Annotated in this window: 28 protein-coding genes and 1 tRNA gene; 15 read left to right on the forward strand and 14 right to left on the reverse strand. The window is 64.3% G+C overall.

All coding sequences use genetic code 11. From position 1 onward, the window contains the following. Window positions 1-4: 4 nt before the first annotated feature. The 5 genes from bla to purB are packed head-to-tail and all read right to left on the reverse strand — an operon-like array spanning window position 5 to window position 3,556. Window positions 5-805 carry a subclass B1 metallo-beta-lactamase gene (bla, locus tag LY632_RS07205; protein WP_234090474.1) on the reverse strand — a complete coding sequence of 267 codons (801 nt, stop codon included), beginning with the start codon at window positions 803-805 and terminating at the stop codon, window positions 5-7. Beyond that, on the reverse strand, window positions 798-1,172 hold the full coding sequence (locus LY632_RS07210; protein WP_234090475.1) for a bleomycin resistance protein: 375 nt from the start codon (window positions 1,170-1,172) through the stop codon (window positions 798-800). The genes bla and LY632_RS07210 overlap by 8 nt, the downstream gene beginning before the upstream one ends. A 1-nt stretch (window position 1,173) precedes the next feature. After that, window positions 1,174-1,848, reverse strand: a complete 675-nt coding sequence (gene pyrF, locus LY632_RS07215) for an orotidine-5'-phosphate decarboxylase (RefSeq protein ID WP_234090476.1) — start codon at window positions 1,846-1,848, stop codon at window positions 1,174-1,176. Beyond that, complete coding sequence (locus LY632_RS07220; protein ID WP_234090477.1) at window positions 1,848-2,192, reverse strand: LapA family protein; 345 nt, start codon at window positions 2,190-2,192, stop codon at window positions 1,848-1,850. The genes pyrF and LY632_RS07220 overlap by 1 nt, the downstream gene beginning before the upstream one ends. A gap of 53 nt (window positions 2,193-2,245) precedes the next feature. Further along, entirely contained in the window at window positions 2,246-3,556 is a 1,311-nt protein-coding gene (gene purB / locus LY632_RS07225; RefSeq protein ID WP_234090478.1) for an adenylosuccinate lyase, read from the reverse strand. Between the two features lie 258 nt (window positions 3,557-3,814). Between purB and LY632_RS07230 the strand changes: the two genes are divergently transcribed. Beyond that, window positions 3,815-6,577, forward strand: a complete 2,763-nt coding sequence (locus LY632_RS07230; protein ID WP_234090479.1) for a DUF3857 domain-containing protein — start codon at window positions 3,815-3,817, stop codon at window positions 6,575-6,577. A 3-nt stretch (window positions 6,578-6,580) separates the two neighbouring features. Here LY632_RS07230 and radC read toward each other — a convergent pair whose 3' ends face one another. After that, window positions 6,581-7,294 (reverse strand): DNA repair protein RadC, encoded by a 714-nt coding sequence (gene radC / locus LY632_RS07235; protein ID WP_234090480.1) that lies wholly within the window; start codon window positions 7,292-7,294, stop codon window positions 6,581-6,583. A gap of 69 nt (window positions 7,295-7,363) precedes the next feature. On the opposite strand from radC, the gene LY632_RS07240 reads away from it, so the two are divergent. The 9 genes from LY632_RS07240 (at window position 7,364) to LY632_RS07280 (ending at window position 14,571) form a co-directional block, all read left to right on the forward strand. After that, window positions 7,364-10,567, forward strand: coding sequence for a YdbH domain-containing protein (locus tag LY632_RS07240; RefSeq protein ID WP_234090481.1), 3,204 nt, complete (start codon window positions 7,364-7,366; stop codon window positions 10,565-10,567). A gap of 47 nt (window positions 10,568-10,614) precedes the next feature. Continuing rightward, entirely contained in the window at window positions 10,615-10,803 is a 189-nt protein-coding gene (locus LY632_RS07245) for a YnbE family lipoprotein (RefSeq protein ID WP_234090482.1), read from the forward strand. A gap of 11 nt (window positions 10,804-10,814) precedes the next feature. Further along, window positions 10,815-11,216: a YdbL family protein gene (locus LY632_RS07250; RefSeq protein WP_234090483.1), complete on the forward strand. Its 402-nt coding sequence runs from the start codon at window positions 10,815-10,817 to the stop codon at window positions 11,214-11,216. Between the two features lie 158 nt (window positions 11,217-11,374). Beyond that, window positions 11,375-11,710, forward strand: a complete 336-nt coding sequence (locus LY632_RS07255; RefSeq protein WP_234090484.1) for an AtpZ/AtpI family protein — start codon at window positions 11,375-11,377, stop codon at window positions 11,708-11,710. A 68-nt stretch (window positions 11,711-11,778) separates the two neighbouring features. After that, window positions 11,779-12,537 carry a F0F1 ATP synthase subunit A gene (locus tag LY632_RS07260; protein WP_234093177.1) on the forward strand — a complete coding sequence of 253 codons (759 nt, stop codon included), beginning with the start codon at window positions 11,779-11,781 and terminating at the stop codon, window positions 12,535-12,537. A 43-nt stretch (window positions 12,538-12,580) separates the two neighbouring features. Further along, window positions 12,581-12,808 (forward strand): F0F1 ATP synthase subunit C, encoded by a 228-nt coding sequence (locus LY632_RS07265; protein WP_011414432.1) that lies wholly within the window; start codon window positions 12,581-12,583, stop codon window positions 12,806-12,808. A gap of 86 nt (window positions 12,809-12,894) precedes the next feature. Next, window positions 12,895-13,386, forward strand: a complete 492-nt coding sequence (locus tag LY632_RS07270) for an ATPase (RefSeq protein WP_234090485.1) — start codon at window positions 12,895-12,897, stop codon at window positions 13,384-13,386. After that, complete coding sequence (locus LY632_RS07275) at window positions 13,379-13,903, forward strand: hypothetical protein (protein WP_234090486.1); 525 nt, start codon at window positions 13,379-13,381, stop codon at window positions 13,901-13,903. The genes LY632_RS07270 and LY632_RS07275 overlap by 8 nt, the downstream gene beginning before the upstream one ends. 59 nt (window positions 13,904-13,962) lie before the next feature. Next, on the forward strand, window positions 13,963-14,571 hold the full coding sequence (locus tag LY632_RS07280; RefSeq protein WP_234090487.1) for a flavodoxin family protein: 609 nt from the start codon (window positions 13,963-13,965) through the stop codon (window positions 14,569-14,571). Here LY632_RS07280 and LY632_RS07285 read toward each other — a convergent pair. The 7 genes from LY632_RS07285 to aroA form a co-directional block, all read right to left on the reverse strand. Then, window positions 14,559-15,536: an NADPH:quinone oxidoreductase family protein gene (locus tag LY632_RS07285; protein WP_234090488.1), complete on the reverse strand. Its 978-nt coding sequence runs from the start codon at window positions 15,534-15,536 to the stop codon at window positions 14,559-14,561. The genes LY632_RS07280 and LY632_RS07285 overlap by 13 nt on opposite strands. A 4-nt stretch (window positions 15,537-15,540) precedes the next feature. Continuing rightward, window positions 15,541-16,296 (reverse strand): hydroxyacylglutathione hydrolase, encoded by a 756-nt coding sequence (gene gloB / locus LY632_RS07290; protein ID WP_234090489.1) that lies wholly within the window; start codon window positions 16,294-16,296, stop codon window positions 15,541-15,543. A 97-nt stretch (window positions 16,297-16,393) separates the two neighbouring features. Continuing rightward, complete coding sequence (gene rpsA / locus LY632_RS07295; protein ID WP_234090490.1) at window positions 16,394-18,100, reverse strand: 30S ribosomal protein S1; 1,707 nt, start codon at window positions 18,098-18,100, stop codon at window positions 16,394-16,396. A 208-nt stretch (window positions 18,101-18,308) separates the two neighbouring features. Next, a complete protein-coding gene (gene cmk / locus LY632_RS07300; protein WP_234090491.1) occupies window positions 18,309-18,929 on the reverse strand; it encodes a (d)CMP kinase in 621 nt (206 codons plus the stop codon). Continuing rightward, a complete protein-coding gene (locus LY632_RS07305; RefSeq protein WP_234093179.1) occupies window positions 18,926-19,180 on the reverse strand; it encodes a permease in 255 nt (84 codons plus the stop codon). The genes cmk and LY632_RS07305 overlap by 4 nt, the downstream gene beginning before the upstream one ends. 95 nt (window positions 19,181-19,275) lie before the next feature. Beyond that, the gene (locus LY632_RS07310; RefSeq protein ID WP_234090492.1) at window positions 19,276-19,839 is read right to left on the reverse strand and encodes a YbjN domain-containing protein; all 564 of its coding nucleotides are present in this window, start codon (window positions 19,837-19,839) and stop codon (window positions 19,276-19,278) included. An 86-nt stretch (window positions 19,840-19,925) separates the two neighbouring features. Further along, a complete protein-coding gene (aroA, locus tag LY632_RS07315; RefSeq protein ID WP_234090493.1) occupies window positions 19,926-21,275 on the reverse strand; it encodes a 3-phosphoshikimate 1-carboxyvinyltransferase in 1,350 nt (449 codons plus the stop codon). A 140-nt stretch (window positions 21,276-21,415) separates the two neighbouring features. Here aroA and LY632_RS07320 point away from each other — a divergent pair, with 140 nt between their 5' ends. The 5 genes from LY632_RS07320 (at window position 21,416) to rimM (ending at window position 25,017) form a co-directional block, all read left to right on the forward strand. Next, window positions 21,416-21,739, forward strand: coding sequence for a TIGR02300 family protein (locus LY632_RS07320; RefSeq protein WP_234090494.1), 324 nt, complete (start codon window positions 21,416-21,418; stop codon window positions 21,737-21,739). 342 nt (window positions 21,740-22,081) lie between these two features. Next, window positions 22,082-22,157, forward strand: a tRNA-Ala gene (locus LY632_RS07325). 154 nt (window positions 22,158-22,311) lie between these two features. Then, the gene (gene ffh, locus LY632_RS07330) at window positions 22,312-23,814 is read left to right on the forward strand and encodes a signal recognition particle protein (protein ID WP_234090495.1); all 1,503 of its coding nucleotides are present in this window, start codon (window positions 22,312-22,314) and stop codon (window positions 23,812-23,814) included. Window positions 23,815-23,850: 36 nt separating this feature from the next. Then, the gene (gene rpsP, locus LY632_RS07335; protein ID WP_234090496.1) at window positions 23,851-24,405 is read left to right on the forward strand and encodes a 30S ribosomal protein S16; all 555 of its coding nucleotides are present in this window, start codon (window positions 23,851-23,853) and stop codon (window positions 24,403-24,405) included. Window positions 24,406-24,459: 54 nt separating this feature from the next. Beyond that, window positions 24,460-25,017 carry a ribosome maturation factor RimM gene (gene rimM / locus LY632_RS07340; RefSeq protein WP_234090497.1) on the forward strand — a complete coding sequence of 186 codons (558 nt, stop codon included), beginning with the start codon at window positions 24,460-24,462 and terminating at the stop codon, window positions 25,015-25,017. Here the strand turns inward: rimM and LY632_RS07345 are convergent. Then, window positions 25,014-25,937 (reverse strand): NAD(P)/FAD-dependent oxidoreductase, encoded by a 924-nt coding sequence (locus tag LY632_RS07345; RefSeq protein WP_234090498.1) that lies wholly within the window; start codon window positions 25,935-25,937, stop codon window positions 25,014-25,016. The two genes, rimM and LY632_RS07345, sit on opposite strands and share 4 nt — an antisense overlap. Window positions 25,938-25,990 lie beyond the last annotated feature (53 nt).

The following is a 25,990-nucleotide window of genomic DNA, read 5'->3' on the forward strand; positions in this document are numbered from 1 at the left end:
CGCGCTATTGCGAGAGTTCTTCCGCCAGTTCAAGCGCCAGAGCCAACGAACGTGCGATCGCTTCGCGTCCTTCGGGCGGGGAATGGCTCATCACGATCAGGCCGGCATCGGGAAAGGCGGCGCTGAAGTTGCGCACCGACCGGGCATAGGCGGCGGTGTCGGCATCGCCGAGATTACCCAGCGTCGGCGCGTCGCTCCCCTTGATCATGCAGCCCCCGAAGGCGAGCCCAATGTCGGGCAGGCCAACCGTGATATTGTCGCGCGTATGCGCCCCGCCGGGGAAATAGACCTTGAGCGGAGCCAATACCGCCGCTCCTGCCCCGATCGCCCAGCCTTGGGCATCGAAAGCCAGTGCATTGCTTGCAGGAAGCAAATCATTCTGCGGTGCCAACTCGTTGCTCAGCGGATTGGCCCAACTGGGGAGACCCGCTGCATTCAGCGCACCGATTCCGCCCATCTTGTCCTGATGGGCGTGGGTGACGACCGCCGCGCGCACGGGCTTGCCCAGCACCTCGGCCGCCCAGCGCAGGATCTGCGCGGTCTGGTATTCGGTCCACGCGGTATCGACCAGCAGGCTGCTCTCGCCATCGACCACCAGCAGACCGTTCGAGGGCACCGGCCCGAAGCCCATCAGGTCGAGATAGGTCGTATGCTGCCACACGCCCGGTCTAAGTTCGGTAAAAGACACTTCGCCGAACCGCACCACATCGCGCCCGGCCTCCTGCTCCGCCACCGGTGCGCGTATTTCCGACGGGATGCAGGCCGAAAAGGCGATGCAGGACAAGGCGAAAAGGAGCCTAGTCATTCTGGATCAGCCGCAGCAGCGAGCAATCGGGATCGACGAGATAGGCGATAGTGAGACCGCTGGCCTCGCGGCGGGGCGGGCTGATGCGGGGCCAGCCGGTCGCTTTCTGCTCGATGCCCGCCGCAAGGCATGTGGCATGGAACCCGGCCAGATCGTCGAGCCGCAGGCAGCATCCGTGCGAACTCGTCGCCGGATCGAGATCGGGATAGGGGAAGAATTCGAGCTGCACGCCGCTATCTTTTGGGCCGCGCGTCAGGATCATCCACCCGCCATCCTTCCACTGCGTGACAAAGCCTAGCGCGGCGTAGAACGCCTCGGTCGCCTCGAAATCGCGCGAGGGCAGGGTGGGGGTGGCGTGATCGACCAAGCTACAGCGTAGCCTCGATCGCTCGCGCTGCACCGAGGGGATCGTCGGCGCGGCTGATCGGCCGGCCGATCACCAGCACGCTGGCACCATCGTCGCGGGCCTGGCGCGGGGTGACGACGCGCTTCTGGTCACCCGCGGACGAGTCCGCAGGGCGTAGGCCGGGGACCACGAAAAAACCCTTCTTCCACTGCTTGTGCACGGCACCGACTTCATGGCCCGAACAGACGATGCCGTCGAGGCCGCTCGCTTCGGCCAACTCGGCCAGGCGCAGCACCTGGTCGTGCGCCGAACCATTGACACCGGTACGCATCAGGTCGCGCTCGTCGAGGCTGGTGAGCATGGTGACGGCGACGACTTTTGTGTTTTCGCCTGCCGCCGCCTTGGCATCCTCCATCATCGCGCGCCCGCCGCTGGCATGGACAGTGACGATGGCGGGTTCCAGCACGTGAATCGCCTGCATCGCGCCGGCCACGGTGTTGGGAATGTCGTGCAGCTTCAGGTCGAGGAAGATCGGCAGGCCGACGTGGGCGATTTCATGCACCCCGTGATGGCCATGGGCATAGAAGAACTCCATCCCCAGCTTGACCCCGCCGATATGCGCCTTGACCTTGTTGACCAATTCCTTGGCCGCTTCGAGCCGGGGGACATCGAGCGCGAGAAAGACCGGGTTCGACATCAGGCTTCACTCTCGGGCTTGAGCACATCGCTTTCGGCCTGTGGCGGCGGTGGCGGCGAGGGCGACGGGGCGGCCGGTTTGGGCGCAACATTTGTGCGGGCTGCGTTCTCGAGGCTCACCACCTTGCGCGACAGGCTCCACTTAACGCCGCGGTGATAGAACCACATAGGCAGGAAACCGAGCAGGAAGAAGACCGGCGCAATGAAGCCGACCGGCCATTCGAACAGCAGGCCTTCGTCGAACGGCCAAATCCGCACCGGCACCCGTTCACGCCAGTTGAGGCCGATGAATATCAGCGCGATCAGCCCGAAGGCGGCGAACAGCAAGGTTCGGATTATTCGCATCTTCCTCTCGTTCTCCCTTCACCCGGGATGCTAGGGCGAGAGCGGCGAAAGGTCTAGCCGAATACCCGCGCGAAGATCGTGTCGACGTGCCTGAAGTGGTATTCGAGGTCGAACTTCTCCTCGAGCTGCGCGGGGCTGAGCGCGGCGGCCACTTCCTCATCCTGCTTGAGAAGGTCGAGCAGCATCAGTCTTCCGTCCGATTCCCAAACCTTCATCGCGTTGCGCTGGACCAGGCGGTAGGCGTCCTCGCGGCTGACCCCGGCCTGCGTCAGCGCCAGCAGCACCCGCTGCGAATGGATCAGGCCGCCCATGCGGTCCATATTGGCCTGCATCCGCTCAGGATAGACCAGCAGCTTGTCCACCACGCCGGTCAGGCGGGCGAGGGCGAAGTCGAGCGTGATGGTGGCGTCGGGCCCGATGAAGCGTTCGACCGAGCTGTGCGAAATATCGCGCTCGTGCCACAGCGCGACGTTTTCCAGAGCGGGCAGGGCATAGGCGCGGATCATCCGCGCTTGCCCGGTCAGGTTCTCGGTCAGGATCGGGTTGCGCTTGTGCGGCATGGCCGACGAACCCTTCTGGCCGGGCGAGAAATACTCCTCGGCTTCGAGCACTTCGGTGCGCTGAAGGTGGCGGATTTCGACCGCAAGGCGCTCGATGCTGCCCGCAACCACCGCCAGCGTGGCGAAGAACATCGCGTGTCGGTCGCGCGGGATCACCTGGGTGCTGACCGGCTCGACTGTCAGGCCCATCTTCTGGGCGACATACTCTTCGACCGCCGGATCGATATTGGCGAAAGTGCCGACCGCGCCGCTGATGGCGCAGGTGGCGATTTCCGCGCGCGCGGCTTCGAGCCTCGCCTTGCAGCGGTCGAACTCGGCATAGGCCTGCGCCAGCTTGAGCCCGAAGGTCACCGGTTCGGCATGGATGCCGTGGCTGCGGCCGATAGTCGGCGAGTATTTATGCTCTTCCGCACGGCGGCGGATGGCTGCGAGCAGATCGTCGAGATCGGCCAGCAGGATGTCGCTCGCCCGCGCCAGTTGGACGGCCAGCGTGGTGTCGAGCACATCGCTGCTGGTCATACCCTGGTGCATGAAGCGCGCCTCGTCACCGACGTTCTCCGCCACCCAGGTCAGGAAAGCGATCACGTCATGCTTGGTCACGGCCTCGATTGCGTCGATGGCGTCGACATCGATCTTGGGGTTCGTCGCCCACCAGTCCCACAGCGCCTTGCCGGCGCTGGCCGGAACCACGCCCAGTTCACCGAGCTTGTCGGTCGCATGCGCCTCGATCTCGAACCAGATGCGATAGCGGGCTTCCGGCTCCCAGATGGCGGTCATTTCGGGGCGGGCATAGCGGGGGACCATCGGTCGACTCCGGGCAAGTGGTTGGCAGGTGTTGCGCGGCGGCTAGGGCGCACGCGGCGATTGTTCAACCCCGCTTGCGCCGCACAAACCGGCTTTGTTGCGCAGGCGGTGGGGATTCTCGGTGCAGAGCCAATGGGCCACTTGCGTCGGTCTCCGATTGTTGCGACACGACTGGCGAGAGAGAATTGCTTGAACGATTGGGGCGGCTTGATGAAATTGCGATTGGCGGCTTCTGCCGCATGTGGGGCTGCACTTGGAGTGCTGGCCTGGGCGGCACCGGCGGTCGCGGGTACCGAGCCACTTTATGAAGCGGCGCCGGGCTGGGTCGTCCCCGCGAGCCTCCCGCCAAAGTCGGACGACACCGATTTTACTTTCCTGCTCTATGACACGCAGACCCGGCTAGAGAACGGACGGCTGTGGCAGTACCAGGACATGGCCCTCAACCTCAACACGCCGCAGGTCCTTACCCAGTTCGGGACTCTCAGCGCCGACTGGCTGCCCGACAAGGGTGACCTGATCATCCACCGGCTCGACCTGCTGCGCGACGGACAGGTGATCGACCTGATCGCCGACGGCAGGCGTTTCGAGGTGCTGCGCCGCGAGCGCATGCTGGAACAGCGTATGGTCGATGGCCAGTTGACGGCGACCATCAACGTGCCGGGCGCGCGGGTGGGCGACGTGTTGCGCCTAGCCTATTCGGTCACGCTTGCCGACCAGGCGCTGGGCGACAAGATGCAGTACGCGAATTACCTGCCGGCCGGTGAACTGCCGCTGAGCAAGGGCAGCGTCAGCGTCTCCTGGCCCGCCGATGAGGACATCAGGTGGGCCGCCGAGGGCAAGTTCGACAAGCCTTCGCCGGTGCTCAAGGACGGCTATTACTCGCTTTCGGTCGCGATCCCGATCGAGGAGCAGGACGACACGCCCTACAACGCGCCGGCCCGCTATCGCCTGCCACCAATGCTGCAGGCGACCAATTTTGCCGACTACCCCGATCTGTCGCGGACGATGTATCCGCATTTTACCACCACCGGCGCTGTCGTCCCAGGGGGCGAAATTGCCGGTCAGGTGGCGCAGATCATGGCCACGCACGACACGCCGCTGGCCCGCGCTGCGGCCGCCACCAAGCTGGTGCAGGATGAAATCAGCTACCTCCTCAACGGGCTCGATGGCGGCAACTACCTGCCCCAGAAACCTTCCGAGACCTGGGAGCAGCGCTATGGCGACTGCAAGGCCAAGAGCATGCTGCTGCTCGCCATGCTGCGCGAGATGGGGATCGAAGCCGATCCGGTGCTGGTGCTGAGCCGGGCGGGTGATACCGTTTCCGTCAAGTTGCCGATGGCGAGCAATTTCGACCACATGATCGTGCGCGCGGTGATCGATGGCCAGGTCTACTGGCTCGACGGGACCAATGCGGGCACGCGGCTGGAGAACATTGCCGATGTCCCGCGGTTCTATTACGCCCTGCCGCTGACCGAAGCAGGGTCGGACCTGATCGAAATGGTCGAGCGGCCCAAGTCGCTGCCCGATGGCACGGTGACGTTGACCGTCGACCAGAGCGCTGGCCTTTTCGTCCCCGGCCTGTTCGATGTCCGGATCGAAACCAGCGGGGCCGAGGCGACCCAATGGGAGAACATACTCACCGGCAATGACGAGATGCGGCGCGCGTCGATCGATTCTGTGGTCATGGGAGCCATAGGCTACTCGAATGTCATCGACTCTAGTGTCGTCTATGACCGGGACCGGTCGACTGCGGTGATTACCGCATCGGGCATCCTTTGGTCCGATTGGGAGCGTAAGCGCGGCTATTCGGAAAGTGCCCTACCGGCGCAGGTGCTGCGCGAGCGCACGATTTCTGCCGATCGCGCCCGTCCCGAATGGAGGGAACTGCCGCTGGTCGTCTCGGGACCGAAATACGATCGCAGCTTTGCCACCATCGTTTTGCCGGACGGCGGGGCCGGAGTGACGCTGCGTGGCGAGGCCAATATCGACCAGACCGCCGGAGGCGCGCTGGTCCAGTCGCGCGCCTCGCTCGCCGAGGGCAAGCTGGTGCTCGAACAGTCCTATCGCACGGTTGCGCGGGAGATACCGGCCGACCGGATCCGCGCGGAAAAGATCGCCACCAGCCGCCTCAATCGCAATTTGCCGCGCATGCGCGCAACCATCGATGCGCGCGAAGCGTGGGAATACTTTGGTGCCGACCGCAAGCTGCTGGCACCGATCGAAGCTGCGATGGCGAAATTCGTCGAGCAGGCCATCGAGCGCGACGAGGATATTGCCGCTTCCTATGGCACGCGCGCGTCGTTCCGGACTTCGATCTATGACTATGCCGGCGCGATTGCCGATCTTACCGCAGCCAACGAAGAAGAGGCTTCTTCAGACTATTTGAGCCGCCGCGCGGCGAGCTACTACGAAATGGGCGAGCTGGAGAAGGCGCTGGCGGATTACCGTGCAGTCGAAGAAATGCAGGGCGATGGCGGGACGCTTTACTGGCAGTCCGATATCCTGTCGCTGCTTGGCCGTCATGACGAAGCGATTGTCGCGGCAGAGGAATATGCCGCCTTCGCCAAGGAAGCCGATGCGGCCGAAGCCATGAGCTATGCGCTTTCCTACGCCGGACGGCGCGATGAAGGGGCGGCGCTGCTCGACGATACCATCTTGCTGGAACCTGACGAGCTTGACCTGCTCAATGCTGCATGCTGGCAGATGGGCATCTTCAACGCGGTGACCGATGCCACCATCGATGTCTGCACGCAGGCGGTCGAAGCGACCAGCGATCCGTCCGCGGCGTTGGATAGCCGGGCGATGGCCTACTACCGTCGCGGCGAGTACGACAAGGCATTGCAGGACCTCGAAGCCGCGCTCAAGCTCTCGCCCGGCACGGCAGGGTCGCGGTATTTGCGCGGGATCGTGCGGCTGGAACTGGGCGACAAGGGTGGTCGCAAGGATATCGAAACCGCGCTCGGAATGTCCCCGGTCTTGGAACTCCAGTACGACAAATGGGGCGTCAAGCCGCCGCGCTAGGCCTCAGATCAGGCCCTTTGCCCGCAGGCTGATGTGACCCTGCCGTCCCACGATCACATGATCGTGGACGGTAATGCCGAGCAAGCGTCCGGCCTCGGCGATGCGGTTGGTGATCTGGATATCGGCCCGGCTCGGTTCGGGATTGCCGCTGGGGTGATTGTGCACGAGTATCAGCGCGGTCGCGCCAAGGTCCAGCCCGCGACGGATGACTTCGCGCGGATGGATCGCCGCCTCGTCAATGGAGCCGTCACCCACATGGTGGTCCTGGATCAGCCGGTTCTGGGTGTTGAGATAAAGCACCCGTACCCGCTCGACCGTCAGATGCGCCATATCCACCGTCAGGTAATCGAGTAGCGCCTGCCAGCTGCCCAGCACCGGCTTGTCTTCCACTTCGTTGCGCGTCATCCGCCGGGCGGCCAGCGCCACGGCCTTGAGCGCGGCGGCGCTGGTCTTGCCCATGCCCTTGACCTCGGCCAGCGCGCCGGGATCGGCATTGAGCACCGCCGAGAGAGAGCCGAACCGCTTGATCAGGACCTTCGCGATGGGCTTGGTATCTCCCTGGCGGAAGGCGGCGAACAGCAGATATTCCAGCACTTCATAGTCGGCCAGCGCTTCGGCACCGCCTTTGAGCAGCCGCTCGCGCAGCCGCTCGCGGTGGCCGGCACCGCCATGTTCGGACGCCTGACTGCGCAATTGGCCATTTTCTGTGTCCGGCAAGCAACCCTCCGCCAAATCAAGCGTTGTGAAGCATTGCCTTTGCATGGCTGAACGCGCAAGTGGAGTGCGATGGAACCGGGCGAAGAGACAGCGGTCGCAGTGGCCCGTACCAGCCGCGCGCCATGGCGGGCCGCCCGCATCGGCGGGCTGGCGTTGCTGGCCATGCTCGCCATCGGTGTGCTGGTCGTCTGGCTCAGCCGTGAGCGCATTGCCGACAATATCATCGCCGACCAAATGCAGCAGTACGACCTGCCGGGCACTTACGATATCGAATCGATCAGCCCGGCGCGGCAGGTCGTGCGCAATGTCGTGATTGGCGATCCGGCCGACCCGGACTTGACCATCGAACGGGTGGTGATCAACCTGCGCTACCGCTTCGGTTATCCTGCTATTGGTCGAGTAGAACTGACCCGACCGCGGCTGTACGGGTCGGTCGGCGAAGACGGCCAGATCACCTTCGGCGCGCTCGACAAGGCCATCTTCGCGGAGAGCGACCAGCCGCCCGGACTACCCGATCTCGACATCCTGCTCGACGACGGCCGCGCTCGGATCGACACGCCGTGGGGCAATGTCGGGCTGAAGGCGCAAGGCGAGGGTGAACTGGACGACGGGTTCACCGGTACGCTGGCGGCAATAGCGCCTCGCATGGAATATGACGGCTGCACGCTCCAGCGGCTCTCGCTGTACGGGGATGTGCGGGTGGTAAGGGGACGACCGATCCTGACCGGGCCGCTTCGGGCCGGCCAATCGCAGTGTCCGGCTCAAGGGCTGGCTTTGGCCAGGGCAGACTTTTCGCTCGGCGTTACCGGCGATGCCACGCTCGACGGGGCCGACATCAGGCTGGAAGGGAAGACAGGGCGCATCGCTTTCGCAGGTGGCTCTATCGAAGCCACATCGCTTGGCACACAGGCTACCCTACGCGGCGGACGGTTGGTGGCGAAGTTCGACTCGACGCTCGAACAGGCCGAAGCGGGCGGGACCGGCCTCGCATCGCTCGGCGTTACCGGCGGGGTGCGGACCGACAAGGGATTTACCGCGCTGCAATCGGATATCGCATTGGTGGGCGAGGGGCTCTCGCTCGATTCTTCGATCCTGCAGGGCCTCCGGGACAGCGTCGGCTCCGCTGAAGGAACACTGGCAGCGCCGCTGCTGGCGCAGCTGACCTCTGCGATAGAGCGTGAGGTTGTCGGGTCATCGCTGGCCGCCGATTTCACCGTGCGATCGGGTGAAGAGGGGCTGACAATTGTCGCCCCGCGCGCCAGTTTGCGCGGTCGTGGCGGCGATGTGCTTGCCACCATGACGCGGGTGCAACTCCGTTCGACGGGCAGCGGCGTCCCCCTGATCAGCGGCAATATTGCCATGGGCGGGGCGGGGCTTCCGCAGGTACAGGGCCGGATGGAGCGCGACGGGGCCGGTTCGGTCTTCCGCCTGCGCATGGCGCCCTATGCGGCGAAAGATAGCCGGCTGGCTTTTTCCGACCTCGATATCCGCCAGTCGCGCAGCGGGGCGTTGACGCTGAAAGGGTCGATGCAGGCCGACGGTCCGCTGCCCGGCGGCGCTGTACGCGGGCTCAATGTCCCGCTTGACGGGCAGGTGGCGGCGAACGGGACTTTCACCATGTGGGGTGGGTGCACCCCGGTCAGTTTCCAGCAGCTGGGTGTCTACGACCTGACCCTCGACGCGCGGCGGCTGACGCTGTGCCCGCAGCGGGGGCGGCCGATCCTTCGGTTTGATGGTCGCGGCCTGTCGGTGGTGGCGGGGGCGGCAGGGCTCGACCTCAAGGGCAGACTGGGCGAATCGCCGATCCGGCTCGCCAGCGGTCCAGTCGGCATCGCCTGGCCGGGCAAGTTGGCGATGCTGGATGTCGATCTCGTCATCGGCGAGGAAGACAATGCCGCGCGCTTCCTCATCCCCGAACTGCGCGGCGAGCTGGGCGAGGAGATCACCGGCACCTTCGCGCAGGCCGATATTGCCCTCGATGCCGTTCCGCTCGACATCCGCGAGGCCAGCGGCAATTGGAGCTATATCGACAGTGTCCTCGCGATCGATGGCGGCACCTTCCGGGTCGAGGATCGCAAGGAAGAGGACCTGTTCAACCCGCTTTACGCCCGTGATGCGGCGCTGACGCTGGTCAACGGCCGGATCGAAGCCAGCGCGGCCCTGCGCGAGAATACCAGCGACCGGGTGGTGACTTTTGTCGATCTCGCCCATGACCTGGGCAGCGGCGTCGGCTTCGCCGACCTGCGGGTGGACGAACTGCGGTTTGATTCGAGGCTCCAGCCCGTAACCCTGACCGAGCTGGCGCGAGGCATCGTCGCTCTGGTGGACGGAGCGGTTTCGGGCACGGGCAGGATCGACTGGAATGCTCGAGGCATCACTTCAACCGGTCGCTTCCGCACCGATTCGCTCGATCTGGCGGCGCCCTTCGGCCCAGTGCGGGGCGCTTCGGGAACGATCGTATTCACTGACCTGCTGGGCTTGACGACCGCGCCCGATCAGAAGCTGTTTGTAAAATCCATCAACCCCGGGATCGAGGTCGAGGATGGCGTCATCACCTGGCAGCTGACGGGCGGCACCCTGCTGGAAATCAGGAACGGCAGCTGGCCGTGGCTGGGCGGCACCCTCGCCATGCGGCCCGTGCGGCTCGATTTCTCACAGCCGGAAACGCGGCGCTATATCTTCGATGTCCGTGGCCTCGACGCTGCGCTGTTCATCGAACGGCTGGAGTTGAGCAATCTTTCGGCACGCGGGATTTTCGACGGCACCGTCGGCGTCACGTTCGACGAATTCGGCAACGGGTTTATCGAGGACAGCGTGCTGATCGCGCGTCCGCCGGGGGGCAATGTGTCCTATGTCGGCGAGCTGACCTATGAGGATATGGGGGCGATTGCCAATTTTGCCTTCCAGTCGCTGCGCTCGCTCGACTTCAAGCAGATGCGGGTCGGCATCGAAGGCCCGCTGGCGGGCGAGGTGCTGACCGCGATCAGCTTCGAAGGCGTCAGCCAGGGCGAGGGCGCCAGCAAGAACTTCATCACCAAACGGCTGGCCAAGCTGCCGATCCGCTTCAACGTGAATATCAGGGCGCCGTTCTACCAGTTGCTCACCAATATGCGCTCGCTGTACGACCCGGACTACATCCCCGATCCGCGCAGTATCACCGGCCTGATGCCCAGGTCGCCGCCGACACCGCCAGCGCCACAGCCCCAACCAGAGCAGGAGCTTGCTCCAACCAAACCGCCTATTCAGGACCCCGAAAGCGAGGACGACCTATGACTGCCACCAAATTGACGGCCTGCGGGTCCGGTGCGAAAACGCGCACCATGAAACGGGGGTTGAAGATTGTGTCGGGATCGGTGGCTGTGCCGGTCATGCTGGGCGGTTGCATCAATATCAATGCACCGGCGGAACCCATCGTGATCGAGCTCAACATCAATATCCGGCAGGAAGTGATCTATCGTCTCGCGGAAGATGTGAAGGAAAACATCGAGGAAAACGCGGACATATTCTGAAGGTGAGTACCATGGCGAAATTTTCGATCGGCAAACTGGCTCTGGCAGCTGCGCTGGGCGTGGCGCTGGCGACGCCGGCGGCGGCCCTGTTCCAGCGTTCGCCGGAATATGCTGCGGCACGTGCCAAGGGGCAGGTCGGTGAGAAGCCCGATGGCTACCTCGGTGTGGTTGGTTCCCAACCCAAGGATATCGAGGATCTGGTAGCTGAGCTCAACATCAAGCGTCGGGCGAACTACACCGCCAAGGCGCAGGAAAAGAACGTTACCTTGCAGGAATATGCCTTTGCGCAAGGGTGCGAGCTCATCGCGCGCACGGAAGCAGGTGAGAAGTATCAGGCTCCCAATGGCACCTGGCAAACCAGCACCGGTTCGGGCCAGATGCGCGACCCGCGCTGTTTGCCGCCGCAGGGGTAGGGGCGCTTTCGCAACGGCCGTTGCAGAAATTTCCGCAACCGGGCGGCACCTTGGGGTGCTGTCCGGTTGACTTGTTTTGGACCCCCTTCTAAGGGGGCGGCGCCCTCGGCGGGCAGCTCTTGCCCGTGCCGCGCAAGCCTTCAGTAAAGGAGCATGGCATGAGCGACGAAAAGTCCGCCCGGGAACCCATTGCCGAAGATGCGCGGATCGACGCGCTCGAAGCGCGGCTGAAGGCCGCACGCGAGCGGGAAGAGCAGCGCAACCGGCCGCAGGGCACCGGTGCCGACGCGAATTACCGCAGCGGCAACCGTGTGCTGGCGGACCTCCTTGGCGGGCTTCTCGGCGGCACGGTGATCGGATGGGCAGTCGATGCCCTGTTCGATACCGGCCCATGGGGTCTGTTGGTGGGGCTGTTCCTCGGGATAGTCGTCGCCTTCAGGAATGTGTTCCGGATGGCGAACACGCCTCCCGATGAAAGTCCGAACGAGGACTGACCGGGACGCGGGTTCGCCCAGTCGTGTAAGGATTTCGCGTGGCCGCCGAAGAAGGCAAAGTCGACCCGATGCACCAGTTCACTGTGGAACCGATGTTCGGTTCGCAGAACTGGGAAGTTGCCGGCTACAACATCATGTTCACCAACAGCTCCATGTGGATGCTGGTGACCGTGATCGCTCTGACCGTGTTCATGCTCGGCGGGATGAAGCGTCAGCTGGTCCCGGGCCGCTGGCAGATGGCAGTGGAAAGCTTCACCGGCTTCATCGACAACATGCTGGAAGCCAACATCGGCAAGGAAGGGCGCAAGTATGTGCCTTACATCTTCAGCCTGTTCATGTTCATCCTGTTCGGCAACCTGCTTGGCCTGCTGCCGCTGGGCGTGCTGGGCATCCACCCGTTCACCTTTACCAGCCACTTCACCATCACCGGTGTGCTGGCGATCATCAGCTTCTCGATCGTCCTGATCGTAGGCTTCTGGAAGCACGGGCTGCATTTCTTCAGCCTGTTCGTGCCGCATGGCACGCCGCTGCCGATGGTCCCCGCGATCGCCCTGATCGAGTTCTTCTCGTTCCTGATCCGCCCGTTCAGCCTCGGTCTGCGACTGTTCGTCGCCATGATGGCCGGGCACGTGCTGCTCAAGGTCCTTTCCAGCTTCGTCATCAACGGCATCAACGCCGGTGTCGGCATCGGCCTGCTCGTCAGCCTGCCCAGCTTCGCCCTGATGGTGGCGATCAGCGCGCTGGAAATCCTGGTCGCAGGCATCCAGGCCTATGTTTTCGCCTTGCTCACGTCGCTCTACATCAACGACGCCGAGCACCTTCACTAAGTTTCCCGATCAACCATCTGAATTTTCCCAAGGAGTTATTACAATGGACGCAGAAGCAGCAAAGCTCGTCGGTGCGGGTCTCGCAGCCATCGGTGCCGGCATGGCCGCCATCGGTGTGGGTAACGTTTTCGGCTCGTTCCTCGAATCGGCTCTCCGCAACCCGGGTGCCGCCGATGGCCAGCAAGGGCGTTTGTTCATCGGCTTCGCCGCTGCCGAACTTCTCGGCCTGCTGGCGTTCGTCGTGGCGATGATCCTGATCTTCGTCGCCTAAGATACCGATTGATGCGACGGGGCGGGGGCAATTGCCTTTGCTCCGTCGTGTTCCCTTTGTTTGACTGACTTTCCGGGACCGCTTCCATGCCCCAGATTGCCCAGCTCGCGGAAACCTACTCCAGCCAGATCTTCTGGTTGCTGGTGTTCTTCGGGTTCACTTTCTTCGTCATCGGCCGCGGCATGGTGCCCAAGGTCCTGGCGACCGTGGGCCAGCGCGACCAGCAGATCGCAGACGACCTTGCCGCTGCGCAGGCCGCGCGCGACAAGGCTGACGCCGAGGAAGAAGCCTGGCGGGTGCGTGAAAACGAGAACCGCGCTGCAGCGCAAAAGCTCGTTGCCGAAGCCAAGGCTGAAGCCGCCAGGAAGTCGGAAAAGACCATCGCGACCGCGCAGAAGCGGCTCGACACCAAGCTGGCCGAGGCCGAGGAGCGGATTGCCGCTGCCCGCGCCCAGGCCATGGCCGAAGTCGAGACCGTCGCTGTCGAGGCCGCGCAGGATATCGTCTCGCGCCTTGCCGGCGTGAAGGTGACCAAGCCGGCCGCCGCCAAGGCCGTGAAGGAGGCGCTCAATGCTTGATTTCCTCCTTGCCGCCGAAGAAGGCGCAATCGCTGAACCGACCGCCTTTTTCCTGGAGCCCTACCAGTGGGTATCCGTGGCAATGGTCGTCTTGATTGCCGTCTTTGTCTGGAAGAAAGTGCCGCAGCTTGTGGCGGGCGGGCTCGACAGCAAGATCGCTGAAATCCGAGCCCAGCTCGACGAAGCCAAGGCGCTTCGGGCCGAAGCGGAAAAGCTGCGCGATGAATACAGCGCAAAGATTGCCGGAGCCGAAAAGGACGCCGAAGCGATGATGGAAAACGCCCGGCACGAAGCGGACGCGATCGTCGCCAAGGCCGAGGCTGACAGCAAGGCGCTGGTCGAACGGCGCAAGAAGATGGCCGAAGACAAGATTGCCGCCGCCGAGCGTGAAGCGATCGAAGAGGTCCGCGCCTCCGCCGCTGCTGCCGCCACCAAGGCGAGCCGCAAGCTGATCGCCGAGAAGCACGACGCCGAAGCCGACAAGGCGTTGGCCGACCAGGTGATCTCCGCGCTCTAGAATCTCCCATTCGGAACAATTGGCACGGGCCGCGGCTTTCTCCTGTAAAGGAGAATGTCGTGGCCCTTACTGCATGTGCCCTCAATTGCTCGCTGGCTCCCTCCGGCGCCCGCGCAAGTTCCACCGATGCCATGATCGGCGTCTTGCGCGAATCCTTCGCCAAGCACGATGTGACGGTCGGGGACCCTGTCCGGCTGGCTGACTTCAACATCAAGCCCGGCGTGTCCTCAGATGAAGGCGAGGGCGATGACTGGCCCCATATCCGTGAGCAGGTCCTGGCTGCCGACATCCTGGTCTTCGGGACCCCGATCTGGATGGGACAGGCCTCTTCCGTTGCGAAGCGTGCCCTCGAACGGATGGACGCCTTCCTTGGCGAAACGGACGATGCAGGGCGGATGCCCAGCTATGGCAAGGTCGCGGTAGCGGCGATTGTCGGCAATGAGGACGGAGCCCATTGTGCCTCCTCGCAGATTTTCCAAAGCCTGAACGATACCGGGTGGACGATCCCGGCTGTCGCGGCCTGTTACTGGGTCGGCGAAGCCATGGGCAGTGTCGATTTCAAGGATCTCGAGCATCGCCCGCGCAAGGTGTCGGAAACCGCAAAGATGGTCGCCAGCAATGCCGCGCATTTGGCAGGTCTGCTCAAACAGTCACCCTATCCCGGCTGAAGCACCACTTTCCCGATCAACTCACCCGCTGCCATGGCGCCGAAAGCCTCGCGCCATCGTTCCAGCGGCAGGGTGCGGTCGATATGCGGCTGGATTGCACCGGTGCTGGCGAGTTGCGCAATCTCCGCCATGATCCGGTCACCGCGGTCCGGGAATCGTCGCGCGTATTCGCCTGCGCGCACCCCGACGACGGAAAAGCCCTTGATCAGCGGGAGATTGACCGCGATCTCCGGAATGCGCCCGGAAACAAAACCGACCACCAGCAGCTTGCCACCAAATGCGACACAGCGGGTGCTTTCGTCGAACACGTCGCCACCGACCGGGTCGAATACCAGGTCGCACAGGCGACTGTCGGTCAGGGCGATCACATCCTCGCGAAACCGCCCGGTGTTGACGATCGCATGGTCGACGCCGCGTGCCGCCTTGAGTGCGTCCAGCTTGGCCGGATTGTGGGTTGCGGCGATGACCGTGGCCCCCAGCGCCTTGGCAAGGTCACAGGTGGCGAGGCCGACCCCTCCACTGGCCCCGTGAACAAGTACAGTTTGTCCGGCTTCCAGTCCGCCCAATTCAGCCAGCGCGACATAGGCGGTGAGATAGGTTGCCCCCATCGAAGCCGCCGCCGCAGCGGAGATGCCTTCGGGTACTCGCCGAAGGGAGCGGGTCGGGACTGCCGCGTATTCGGCAAAGCCGCCGGTCTTGGCCCCGCCCATCACGAGATCGCCCGCTGCAAAGCCGCTGTCGCTGTCGGCTTCGACCACTTCGCCAGCAAGCTCCATCCCGCTGGTAAAGGGCGGTACGGGTTTGAACTGGTATTTCCCCTGCGTCATCAGCAGGTCCGGGAAGTTGAGCGAGGCGGCGTGGACGCGGACGAGCACTTCCCCGGGGCCTCGCTCCGGCACGGACAGGTCGACCAGTTCGATGCCCGAGAGGTCGTCGGACAGCTGCTGGACGCGCAAGGCCTTCATGGAGCTAGAAATTGTCCTTGCCCGCACGCAGCGCGGCGAATGTCTCGGCGGGGGTCGATCCGCCCCATTTCGCTGCCAGCACCGGATCATCGGCGCGCAGGAAGGGGTTGGTGGCGAGTTCCTTGCCCAGTTCCGTCGGAACGGTCGGCTCGCCGGTCTTGCGCATCTCGATCACCCATGCTGCATAGGCTCGCAACTGCTCGTTGTCCGGGTCCGCGTGGACCGCGAAGCGCGCATTGGATTCGGTGTATTCATGGGCGCAATAAAGCATGGTTTCGGGCGGGAGCGCCTTGATCCGGCTGAGGCTGTCCCAGAACTGCTTCGGCTCGCCTTCGAACATCCGGCCGCAACCCAGCGCGAAGACGCTGTCGCCGACAAAAGCCACGCCTGCTTGTGGCAGATGGTAGGCGATATGCCCGTTGGTGTGGCCCGAAACGTCGATCACGTCGGCGGTGAAGCCGCCCAGCGCGACGGTGTCGCCATGCGCCACCACGCGGTCGATGGCGGAAATCTTCTCGACCTCCTGCGGGGCGATGATCGTGGCGCTGGTGGCTTCAACGATGGCCTTGTTCCCGCCGGCATGGTCGGGGTGCCAGTGGGTGTTCCAGATCTGGGTAATGATCCAACCCTTGGTCTGCGCCTGGCGCAGGTACTCGGCACCGTCGGGCGTATCTATCGCCGCGGTCTCGCCGCTGGCGGGATCGTGGACGAGGTAGCCGTAGTTGTCGGACAGGCACGGGAACTGGTGGATCTGAAGCATAGTGGGCACTGTATGCTAGTCCCCCAAGGGTGAAAAGGCCCGCCTGCCGCGATGGCAAGCGGGCCTTTCTGATTACCCCGAACCGGGAGGGAAGAGCTTAGTCTTCCTTCTTCTTCAGCGCTGCGCCGAGAATGTCGCCGAGCGATGCACCCGAGTCGGCCGAACCGAACTGGGCCACGGCTTCCTTCTCTTCGGCGATCTGCAGGGCCTTGATCGAGAAGTTGGGCTTCTTCGAACGGTCGAAGCCGATGACCATGGCATCGACCTTGGCACCGGGCTGGAAGCGGTCGGTGCGCTGCTCGTCGCGGTCGCGGCCGAGGTCCGAACGCTTGATGAAGCCGGTCGCGCCGTCTTCGCCGACCTGCACTTCGAGGCCGCCATCGCGGACTTCGAGAACGGTGACCGTGACGGTTTCGTTCTTGCGCAGCGAGCTCGAATCCGCACCGGCAGCCGACGGGGCGCCCTTCTCGAGCTGCTTCATGCCGAGGCTGATGCGTTCCTTGTCGGTGTCGACGTCGAGCACAACGGCCTTGACCATCTCGCCCTTGCGGTGGAGCGCCAGCGCGTCTTCGCCCGAGATGCCCCAGGCGATATCCGACATGTGGACCATGCCGTCGACATCGCCGTCGAGACCGATGAACAGGCCGAATTCGGTGGCGTTCTTGACTTCGCCTTCGACTTCGCTGCCGACCGGGTGCTTCTCGGCGAACTCTTCCCACGGATTGCGCTGGGCCTGCTTGAGGCCGAGCGAGATGCGGCGCTTCTCGCTATCGACTTCCAGCACCATGACTTCGACTTCCTGCGAGGTCGAGACGATCTTGCCGGGGTGGACGTTCTTCTTGGTCCAGCTCATTTCCGAAACGTGGACCAGGCCTTCGATGCCGGGCTCGATTTCGACGAACGCGCCGTATTCGGTGATGTTGGTGACAGTGCCCGTCAGTTTCATGCCGACCGGGTACTTCGCGGCGACGCCATCCCACGGATCGCTTTCCAGCTGCTTCATGCCGAGGCTGATGCGCTGGGTATCCGAGTTGATGCGGACGATCTGGACGGTCACGGTCTGGCCGATCTCGATCACTTCGCTCGGGTGGTTGACGCGCTTGTAGCTCATGTCGGTGACATGCAGCAGGCCGTCGATGCCGCCGAGGTCGACGAAGGCACCGTAATCGGTGATGTTCTTGACGACGCCGTCGATGACCTGGCCTTCGGCGAGGTCGCTGATCAGCTCGCTGCGCTGTTCGGCGCGGGTTTCTTCAAGCACCGCGCGGCGCGACACGACGATGTTGCCGCGGCGGCGGTCCATCTTCAGGATCTGGAACGGCTGCGGCATGTCCATCAGCGGGCCGACGTCGCGGACCGGGCGGATGTCCACCTGGCTGCCGGGCAGGAAGGCCACGGCGCCGTCGAGGTCGACGGTGAAGCCGCCCTTGACGCGGCCGAAGATGCGGCCTTCGACGCGGACGCCCTCGCCGAACTCGCTTTCCAGCTTGTCCCAGGCGGCTTCGCGGCGAGCGCGGTCGCGGCTGAGCATGGCTTCGCCGTCGGCGTTCTCGACGCGGTCGACGAAGACTTCGACTTCGCTGCCGACGGTCGGGGCTTCGTCGCCTTCGCCGCGCTGGAATTCCTTGAGATCGATGCGGCCTTCGCTCTTGAGGCCGACGTCCACGATCACGAAACCGTTTTCGATTGCGGTGACGGTGCCCTTGACGACGCGGCCTTCGAAGCCTTCATCGCCTGCGCCGCCGAGTTGTTCATTGAGGAGCGCTTCGAAATCGTCGCGCGTGGGGTTGGCAGAAGTCGCCATGGTTGCGTGTCCTAATCATCTGCTACCGGCCACCGGTTTTTCCGGGGTCTTTCTCCGTCCCCCATGCACGATTGCACAGGTGTACGGGGCAAGAGGGCCGTGATCTCCGCGAGGCCGGATGCCGCCGCGAAGGTTCCGTCGATCCAGGGATGCTCGAGAACGGCCGCGCGCCTAGGCCAAAGGCGGGGGGAATGCAAGGAAAATGGGGCTAGGCCAGCTTCGCTTCGACCGCAGCGATCGCTTCGGCAATCGCTTGGTTGCGGTCGAAGCTGGTGGTGTCGAACACCAACGCATCGGGCGCAGCGCGCAAAGGTGCATTGGCCCGCCCGATATCGCGGGCATCGCGGGCGGCGATGTCCTGCTCGATGGCATCGAGGCTGATCTCGATCTCGCGGTCGGTCATTTCCAGCCAGCGGCGGCGGGCGCGCTGGTAGACGCTGGCAGTGACGAACAGCTTGACGTCCGCTTCAGGCGCGATCACGGTTCCGATGTCGCGCCCATCGAGCACCGCTCCGCCCGGCTGCAAGGCGAATGCGCGTTGCCGTTCGTACAGCGCCTGCCGCACCGACGGATGCACCGACACCCGACTGGCAAGCCCGCCGACTTCCTCCGAGCGCAGGAACTCGTCCTCAAGCAGCGCATCCGGGAATTCGCACGCCGCCAGCGCATCGTCGGGATCGTCGGGATCGCCGCCGTTCAGCGCCACCTGCCGCCCGACCGCACGATAGAGCAGTCCGGTATCGAGATGTGGCAGCCCGAAATGCGCGGCCAGCGCCTTGGCAATGGTTCCCTTGCCCGAAGCGGTCGGACCGTCGACGGCGATGATCATGTCGCCTTCCTTCGTGCCCTTGCGGCCTTAACCAGCCCCGTAATGGCAATCGCAGCCCAGAACCCTTCCAGCACCAGGCTGGGCCAATTGGTGTGAACCAGAAGCGACACCGTCAGGAGCGCTGCCCCGGCGAGGTTGGTGCCGTGGAGAAGGTAGGGGTTTGGTGCATTGCTCAAGGTCAAATAGGCATAGGCCCCGATAATGCAGGCGGTCCCGACGAAACCGACGAGACTGTAGATATCGAGCGGCATCATCCGGCCGCTCTCTGACGGGAAGGTATGTTCATGCCGCGCTGACTATGGTGCGCATCCATTTCGGGCAAGCAGGGATCGCGCGACAAGCGCCGCTATGCCGGCCAGATGATATCGGCAACCTGTGGGGCAATATCCAGCACGTTGATCAGGATGGTCGAAAGATTGCCCATCTTCTGCCCGCCATCGAGAATGGTGTAATGGGTGATGAACACCGTGTCGCCGCCACTCTCGTTATACCCGCGCGAGGTTTTGCTAGCGGAAAAGGCCCGATTGGCGCGATTGATATTTTCCAGCGTGACCCGGTAGTCGGCATCATAGCGGACCTGAAAGTCGACCCCCAGACAGCCTGGACCGTAATCCGGCAGGTCGCACACGGTACCGATCAAGATATAGTTCAGCCCTTCGGGCGTGACCGCATGCACCGACACGTCACCCATTTTGCCCTCGCTGACGATGGTATCGCCATTGTTGCGGGCGATGGCTGCCAGATCTTCCAGGAATACCTGGGTGACGATCCGGTCCGCGTCATAGGCGGCTGATGTCCGCGCCGCGCCAGTCGAGCCACCCACCTGGGCCGAGATGGGCGCAACGGGCGAAGCGATGATTGCGCAGGCAACGGCAGCAGATGTGTACCGAATCAAAGTTGTGCGTTGCATATTTTCCCCCAGGCCAACCCCACTCCCATTTCGCTGCCAAATCAGTCGGAGGCAAGACAGTATTTCGCGGAGTCCTGCGCTGGTATTCAGAAGGCCGCCGCTTCGAGCAGCGCGACGAAGTTGGGAAAGCTGGTGGCAATGGGGCGGGTGTCGTCCACTTCGACTCCGTCGCGACTGGCCAGACCCGCCACTGCCATGCTCATGGCGATGCGGTGGTCGAGCAGGGTCCTGGTGCGGCTGTTGGCGCTGCCGCGCAGAGGCGCTCCGCCGGTGCCGTGGATGACGAGGCCGTCCTCACGCTCCTCGATCTGCGTGCCTGCGCCGGTCAGGGCAGCGGCCATCGCGGCGAGGCGGTCGCTTTCCTTGACCCGCAGTTCCTCGAGCCCGCTGGTGTTGGTGGTGCCCTTCGCCAGCGAGGCAGCGACGAACAGCACAGGGAATTCGTCGATCATGCTCGGCGCAATAGCGGGATCGACCTCTATGCCGGTTAGGGCGGAGTGCCGCACCCGCAAATCCGCCACCGGCTCGCCGCCGACTTCGCGGGGGTTCAGTTCCTCGATACTGCCGCCCATCTGACGCAGCACTTCGAACAGGCCGGCGCGGGTCGGGTTGAGGCCGACATTCTCGATGACGAGATCGCTCCCTTCCACCAGCAGCGCCGCGACGACGAAGAAAGCGGCCGACGAGGGGTCGCCCGGGACTTCAATGACCTGAGGCGTCAGGTCGGCTTCTCCGTGTACGCGGATCACGCGCTCACCGCCGACTTCGTCGATCTCGATCTGCGCGCCGAAGCCGCGCAACATGCGCTCGGAATGGTCGCGGGTCGGGACCGGCTCGATCACCGTGGTGATGCCCGGCGTGTTGAGCCCGGCCAGCATCACCGCGCTCTTCACCTGCGCGCTTGCGACAGGCAGGCGGTAGGTGATCGGCACGGCGGGGCACAGGCCCTCCATGGTCAGCGGCAATGTGCCGCCCCAAGACGGAGATTGCGCGCCATGGAACTGCGCGCCCATTTTGCTCAAGGGTTCGATGACCCGGCCCATCGGACGCTTGGAGAGGCTCGCGTCGCCGGTGAAGGTCGCGGTGATGCCATGGCTGGCGACAAGGCCCATCAGCAGGCGGGTCGAGGTACCGCTGTTGCCCATGTCGAGCGCCTCGCGCGGCTGCAGCAGCCCGCCGACACCGACGCCGTGGACGCGCCATTGCTCGCCGGTCTTCTCAACGGAAGCGCCCATCGCCCGCATCGCGGCGGCGGTCGCCATCACGTCCTCGCCTTCGAGCAGGCCCGTTACCCGCGTTTCGCCCACCGCCAGAGCGCCGAGCATGATCGAGCGGTGGCTGATCGACTTGTCGCCCGGCACGCGGATGCGGCCCTTCAGCGGCCCGGAGGCGGTGAAGCGATGCGGGGTCGGCTGGTCTGCGGAATGGCCTGTCATGCGGCGCGGTCTTTGACAGGGGGGTGCCCCTATGGCAAGGCGCGCGGCGCTCTTGATTCGGGGCCTTTTGCTACCCATCAAGATAGAGAATTTTTCGCGGGCTTCGATGACCGGACGCCCGACCAAAGGAACAGTGAGACATGGCCAAGCCAGAATGGGGCACCAAGCGTAGCTGCCCCAAATGCGGGACCCGCTTCTACGATCTCGGCAAGGACGACCCCGTCGCCTGCATCGAATGCGGCGAAGAGTGGCACCCCGAGCCCGTGCTGAAGACCAAGCAGCCGATCCCGTTCGAGGAAGAGAAGAAGAAGGACGTCGAGCCCGACAGCGATCTGGGCGATGACGATCTGGACATCGACGTCGACGAAGACGACGATTCGCCCGACAATGAAGTCGATCTGGGCGGCGACGACGATCTCGGCGTCACCACCGGCGGTGACGACGACGACACCGACGATAGTTGAATCTTTTTGTTTCATGAACCCGCATCCGCGGGTTCATCCTCGGTGCGATTTCGGTGCTGCGCACCGAGCACCTGCGGGCGGCCAGTCGGCCTTGCGGCCCGCTGGTCGCGGACCGTGCTCCGCCACTCGATAGCGTTCTGGGTCCAAGGACGCGAGCCGCAGGCGAGTGCAAGCGCGACCGCGCGCCCGCAGCGACGCGACCATCAGGTCGCATGAGCGGGGATTTCGCGCGCCGGATGGCGTGCGGCGGCACTTTTTCCTTGCGAAAGGAAAAATGCCCTCATAAAGCGCCGCTTCCCGCAAGGGTCGGGCCCTCCCAGGGGCTCGGTGAAACAAGTGATTGGGGCCTTAGCTCAGCTGGGAGAGCGCCTGCATGGCATGCAGGAGGTCAGCGGTTCGATCCCGCTAGGCTCCACCACTTGATTGATATTCGTGGTGAAAACCGCACGCTGGCCGATGAGTTCTCATCCGCCGGCGTTTTTCGCGTTCGGGAGTTTCCCAGAAAAAGCGCTCGCCGCTTTTTCGGTTCGGGAAGCGACCAATAAATAAGCCGGTTTGAGTTTGGAGTTGCGATGTTCGACGCCCTGTCCGATCGCCTTGGTGCAACCTTCGACCGCCTGCGCGGCCGCGGGGCGCTGCGCGAGCAGGACGTGCGCGATGCCATGCGCGAAGTGCGGATCGCGCTGCTCGAAGCCGATGTGGCACTGCCCGTCGCGCGCAGCTTCATCGACAAGGTCACGGAAAAGGCCGTCGGCGAAAGCGTGCTCAAGTCGGTCACGCCGGGCCAGCAGGTCATCAAGATCGTCAATGACGAGCTGGTGGCGATGCTGGGCGGCGATGACGGTGAGAACGGCCACGTTCCGCTGGTCCTGGAAGCCAAGCCGCCGGTCGTGATCATGATGGTTGGCTTGCAGGGTTCGGGCAAGACCACCACCACCGCCAAGCTCGCCAAATATATCCGCGAGAAGCACGGCAAGAAGGCCATGATGGCCTCGCTCGACGTCAACCGTCCGGCCGCGCAGGAACAGCTGGCGGTGCTGGGCGAGCAGACCGAGGTCGCGACCCTGCCGATCGTGCAGGGCCAGCAGCCGGTCGATATCGCCCGCCGCGCGCTGGAAGCCGCGCGCCTGCAGAACTTCGACGTCCTGCTGCTCGACACCGCGGGACGCCTGCATGTCGACGAAGCGCTGATGGCCGAGATGAAGGCCGTCGCCGGCGTTTCCGCGCCGACCGAAGTGCTGCTGGTGGTCGACAGCCTGACCGGCCAGGACGCGGTCAATGTGGCGCAGAATTTCTCCGACGAGGTCCCGCTCACCGGCGTGATCCTCACCCGGATGGACGGCGATGCCCGCGGCGGCGCGGCGCTTTCGATGCGCGCTGTTACCGGGAAGCCGATCAAGTTCGCCGGCACGGGCGAGAAACTCGATGCGCTCGAAGCCTTCCATCCGGCGCGGGTGGCGGACCGGATCCTCGGCATGGGCGACATCGTCAGCCTGGTCGAGAAGGCTGCCGAGACGATCAAGGTCGAGGAAGCCGAAGCGCTCGCCAAGCGCATGGAGAAAGGCAAGTTCGATCTCAACGACCTGCGTATGCAGCTCCGCCAGATGCAGAACATGGGCGGGATCGGCGCGCTCGCTGGCATGATGCCGGGCATGAAGAAGGCCAAGGCGGCGATGGCGGCCAGCGGCATGGACGACAAGGTGCTGGTCCACATGGACGCGATCATCGGTTCGATGACGCCCAAGGAACGCGCCCGTCCCGAACTGATGAACGCCAAGCGCAAGAAGCGCGTTGCGGCCGGCTCCGGCACTTCGGTGCAGGAGATCAACAAGGTGCTGAAGATGCACCAGGAAATGGGCCGCGCGATGAAGCAGATCAAGAAGATGGGCGGGCTTAAGGGCCTCGCTGCCATGTTCGGCGGCGGCGGAATGCCCGGCATGGGTGGCGGCGGGATGGGCGGTCTTGGCGGCCTCCCTGGACTTGGCGGAATGGGCGGTTCCGGGGGCAAGGGCCCCAGCGTCGACATGGACACGCTGCCGCCCGAGCTTCGCGATATGTTGAACAAGAAAAATTAAATTAATCAGTGATTTGAATTGGAAAGGTAGAATACAATGGCAGTTGCAATCCGTCTCTCGCGCGGTGGTGCGAAGAAGCGTCCCTATTACCGCATCGTCGTCGCCGACTCGCGCGCTGCGCGTGACGGCAAGTATCTCGAGCAGATCGGCACCTACAACCCGATGCTGCCGAAGGATTCGGGCGAGCGCGTGAAGCTCAACGAAGACCGCGCCCGCCACTGGCTGAGCGTCGGTGCGACCCCGTCGGACCGCGTCCACCGCTTCCTCGACGCCGCCGGCATCCTCGAGCGCGCGCCGAAGAACAACCCGAAGAAGGGCGAACCGGGCGATGCCGCCAAGGAACGCGCCGAGGAAAAGGCCGCCAAGGCTGCCGAGGCCGAGGAAGCTGCCAAGGCCGCTGCCGAAGCTCCGGCTGAAGAAGCACCGGTTGAAGAAGCCGCTGCTGAAGAAGCTGTTGCCGAAGAAGCAGCCACTGAAGAAGCTCCGGCCGCTGAGGAAGCTGCCCCGGCTGAGGAGGCACCCGCAGCCGAGGAAGCTCCTGCTGAAGAAGCTCCCGCTGACGAAGCCGCCGAAGAAAAGTCGGAAGGCTGATGCCTCTCATCCCCTCCCGCTTGCGGGAGGGGCCGGGGGTGGGCGCGTAACGCTATGACGCGCCCGGCCTCGCCCACCCCTCACCCCTCCCGCAAGCGGGAGGGGAATGGACCCGACACGCCCGTCACGCTGGCCGCCGTTACCGGTGCGCATGGCGTGGCGGGCGAAGTCCGTCTGAAGCTGCTGGGCGAAGGGTTCGATGCCCTGAAAGCCCACAGGAGCTTCAATCAGGGTGCGCTGACCCTCTCTAAACTTCGCAGCGATAACAAGGGCGGCGCCATCGCCCGCTTCGCCGAAGTGCAGACCCGCGAACAGGCCGAGGCCCTGCGCGGCACCACGCTCAGCGTCTCGCGAGATGCACTCCCGCCCCTGGCCGAGGGCGAGTATTACCACGCCGACCTGATCGGCCTGGCAGTCGTCACCGATGTGGGCGATCCGGTTGGCACTGTGCTCGACGTCCACAATTTCGGTGCGACCGATATCGTGGAGATTGCCAAGGACCCGGTTCCCGAGAAGGGCATGAAGAGTTTCATGGTTCCCATGACCCCGCAGGCGGTGCTGGAATGGGATCACGCCCGCATGGTCATCGCCGCCGACTTCGTTACCGACTAGCGCCGGATCGGTCGCTGCTCGGCCAGGGTGTTGCGAATGTCGGTCGCGGCGATCCCCGCGCCGCCCATCGCGTGGCCGATCTGGTCGAGACCCTTCACCACGTCGCCCACGGCGTAGAGGCCCGGCACGCTCGTGCGCATGTGATCGTCGACCACGATACAGCCGTTCTCGCCGCATTTCGCGCCGACCGCCTGCGCCAGTTCGGAGCGGATATCGCTGCCCAGGGCAGGATAGACGCTGTCGAATTCCAGCCATCCCTCCGCCGTCTCGACCGCCAGCCTGTCGCCGCGAATTTCGTAGCGTCCGCATGGCCCTTGGGTCCGCGCGATGGCCGCCTCGTCGAGCTGGTCCATGCATTCGCCGGACAGATTGTGCTCCCCTCTTGGCGCGATCAGCGTGATATCGCGGGTGAAGCCGCGCAGGAACAGCGCCTCGGCTGTGCCATGCTCACCCGTGCCGATGATGCCCACGCGCTTGTCGGTCACCTCGTAGCCGTCGCACACCGGGCAATAGCGCAGCAGGCACTTCGCCATCACCTTGTCGTGGAAGTCGTCGCTCATGCCCGGCGGATGGCGGTTGAACACCCCCGTCGCCAGCAGCACGCTGCGCGCAGTAAAGGTTCCTTCGTCCGTGCCGACGATAAAGCGGTCTCCCGCCTTGGCGAGATGGACGACCTTCTTCTCCTCGCGCACGACGCCGAATTTCTCGGCCTGGGCGAGCATGTTGCCGACCAGCTCGATCCCCGGAATGCCGTCCGGATAGCCGGCATGATTGTTGGTGCGCGGGATCAGCACGGCGCGGCTGGTGCCGCAGTCGAACAGCCGGATCGAAAGGTGATAGCGCGCAAGATAGATCGCCGCCGTCAGCCCGCCGGGGCCGCCACCCACGATGATGCAGTCGTCGATTTCGTTCTCGTCCATGCCGCCGCAACGCACGGGATGGCAAAGCGCTCCCCGGCAAGCTAGGGCGCAGG

Origin of the sequence: Erythrobacter sp. SDW2 (genome assembly GCF_021431965.1) — a bacterium.
In the GTDB taxonomy this organism is placed as follows: Bacteria; Pseudomonadota; Alphaproteobacteria; order Sphingomonadales; family Sphingomonadaceae; genus Parerythrobacter.

Coding starts and splice junctions, on each gene's coding strand:
- bla (WP_234090474.1), bottom strand. CDS start 805: ATGACTAGGCTCCTTTTCGCCTTGTCCTGCATCGCCTTTTCGGCCTGC.
- pyrF (WP_234090476.1), bottom strand. CDS start 1,848: ATGTCGAACCCGGTCTTTCTCGCGCTCGATGTCCCCCGGCTCGAAGCG.
- LY632_RS07220 (WP_234090477.1), bottom strand. CDS start 2,192: ATGCGAATAATCCGAACCTTGCTGTTCGCCGCCTTCGGGCTGATCGCG.
- purB (WP_234090478.1), bottom strand. CDS start 3,556: ATGGTCCCCCGCTATGCCCGCCCCGAAATGACCGCCATCTGGGAGCCG.
- LY632_RS07240 (WP_234090481.1), top strand. CDS start 7,364: ATGGAACCGGGCGAAGAGACAGCGGTCGCAGTGGCCCGTACCAGCCGC.
- LY632_RS07245 (WP_234090482.1), top strand. CDS start 10,615: ATGAAACGGGGGTTGAAGATTGTGTCGGGATCGGTGGCTGTGCCGGTC.
- LY632_RS07250 (WP_234090483.1), top strand. CDS start 10,815: ATGGCGAAATTTTCGATCGGCAAACTGGCTCTGGCAGCTGCGCTGGGC.
- LY632_RS07255 (WP_234090484.1), top strand. CDS start 11,375: ATGAGCGACGAAAAGTCCGCCCGGGAACCCATTGCCGAAGATGCGCGG.
- LY632_RS07260 (WP_234093177.1), top strand. CDS start 11,779: ATGCACCAGTTCACTGTGGAACCGATGTTCGGTTCGCAGAACTGGGAA.
- LY632_RS07265 (WP_011414432.1), top strand. CDS start 12,581: ATGGACGCAGAAGCAGCAAAGCTCGTCGGTGCGGGTCTCGCAGCCATC.
- LY632_RS07270 (WP_234090485.1), top strand. CDS start 12,895: ATGCCCCAGATTGCCCAGCTCGCGGAAACCTACTCCAGCCAGATCTTC.
- LY632_RS07275 (WP_234090486.1), top strand. CDS start 13,379: ATGCTTGATTTCCTCCTTGCCGCCGAAGAAGGCGCAATCGCTGAACCG.
- LY632_RS07285 (WP_234090488.1), bottom strand. CDS start 15,536: ATGAAGGCCTTGCGCGTCCAGCAGCTGTCCGACGACCTCTCGGGCATC.
- gloB (WP_234090489.1), bottom strand. CDS start 16,296: ATGCTTCAGATCCACCAGTTCCCGTGCCTGTCCGACAACTACGGCTAC.
- rpsA (WP_234090490.1), bottom strand. CDS start 18,100: ATGGCGACTTCTGCCAACCCCACGCGCGACGATTTCGAAGCGCTCCTC.
- cmk (WP_234090491.1), bottom strand. CDS start 18,929: ATGATCATCGCCGTCGACGGTCCGACCGCTTCGGGCAAGGGAACCATT.
- LY632_RS07305 (WP_234093179.1), bottom strand. CDS start 19,180: ATGCCGCTCGATATCTACAGTCTCGTCGGTTTCGTCGGGACCGCCTGC.
- LY632_RS07310 (WP_234090492.1), bottom strand. CDS start 19,839: ATGCAACGCACAACTTTGATTCGGTACACATCTGCTGCCGTTGCCTGC.
- aroA (WP_234090493.1), bottom strand. CDS start 21,275: ATGACAGGCCATTCCGCAGACCAGCCGACCCCGCATCGCTTCACCGCC.
- LY632_RS07320 (WP_234090494.1), top strand. CDS start 21,416: ATGGCCAAGCCAGAATGGGGCACCAAGCGTAGCTGCCCCAAATGCGGG.
- ffh (WP_234090495.1), top strand. CDS start 22,312: ATGTTCGACGCCCTGTCCGATCGCCTTGGTGCAACCTTCGACCGCCTG.
- rpsP (WP_234090496.1), top strand. CDS start 23,851: ATGGCAGTTGCAATCCGTCTCTCGCGCGGTGGTGCGAAGAAGCGTCCC.
- rimM (WP_234090497.1), top strand. CDS start 24,460: ATGACGCGCCCGGCCTCGCCCACCCCTCACCCCTCCCGCAAGCGGGAG.
- LY632_RS07345 (WP_234090498.1), bottom strand. CDS start 25,937: ATGGACGAGAACGAAATCGACGACTGCATCATCGTGGGTGGCGGCCCC.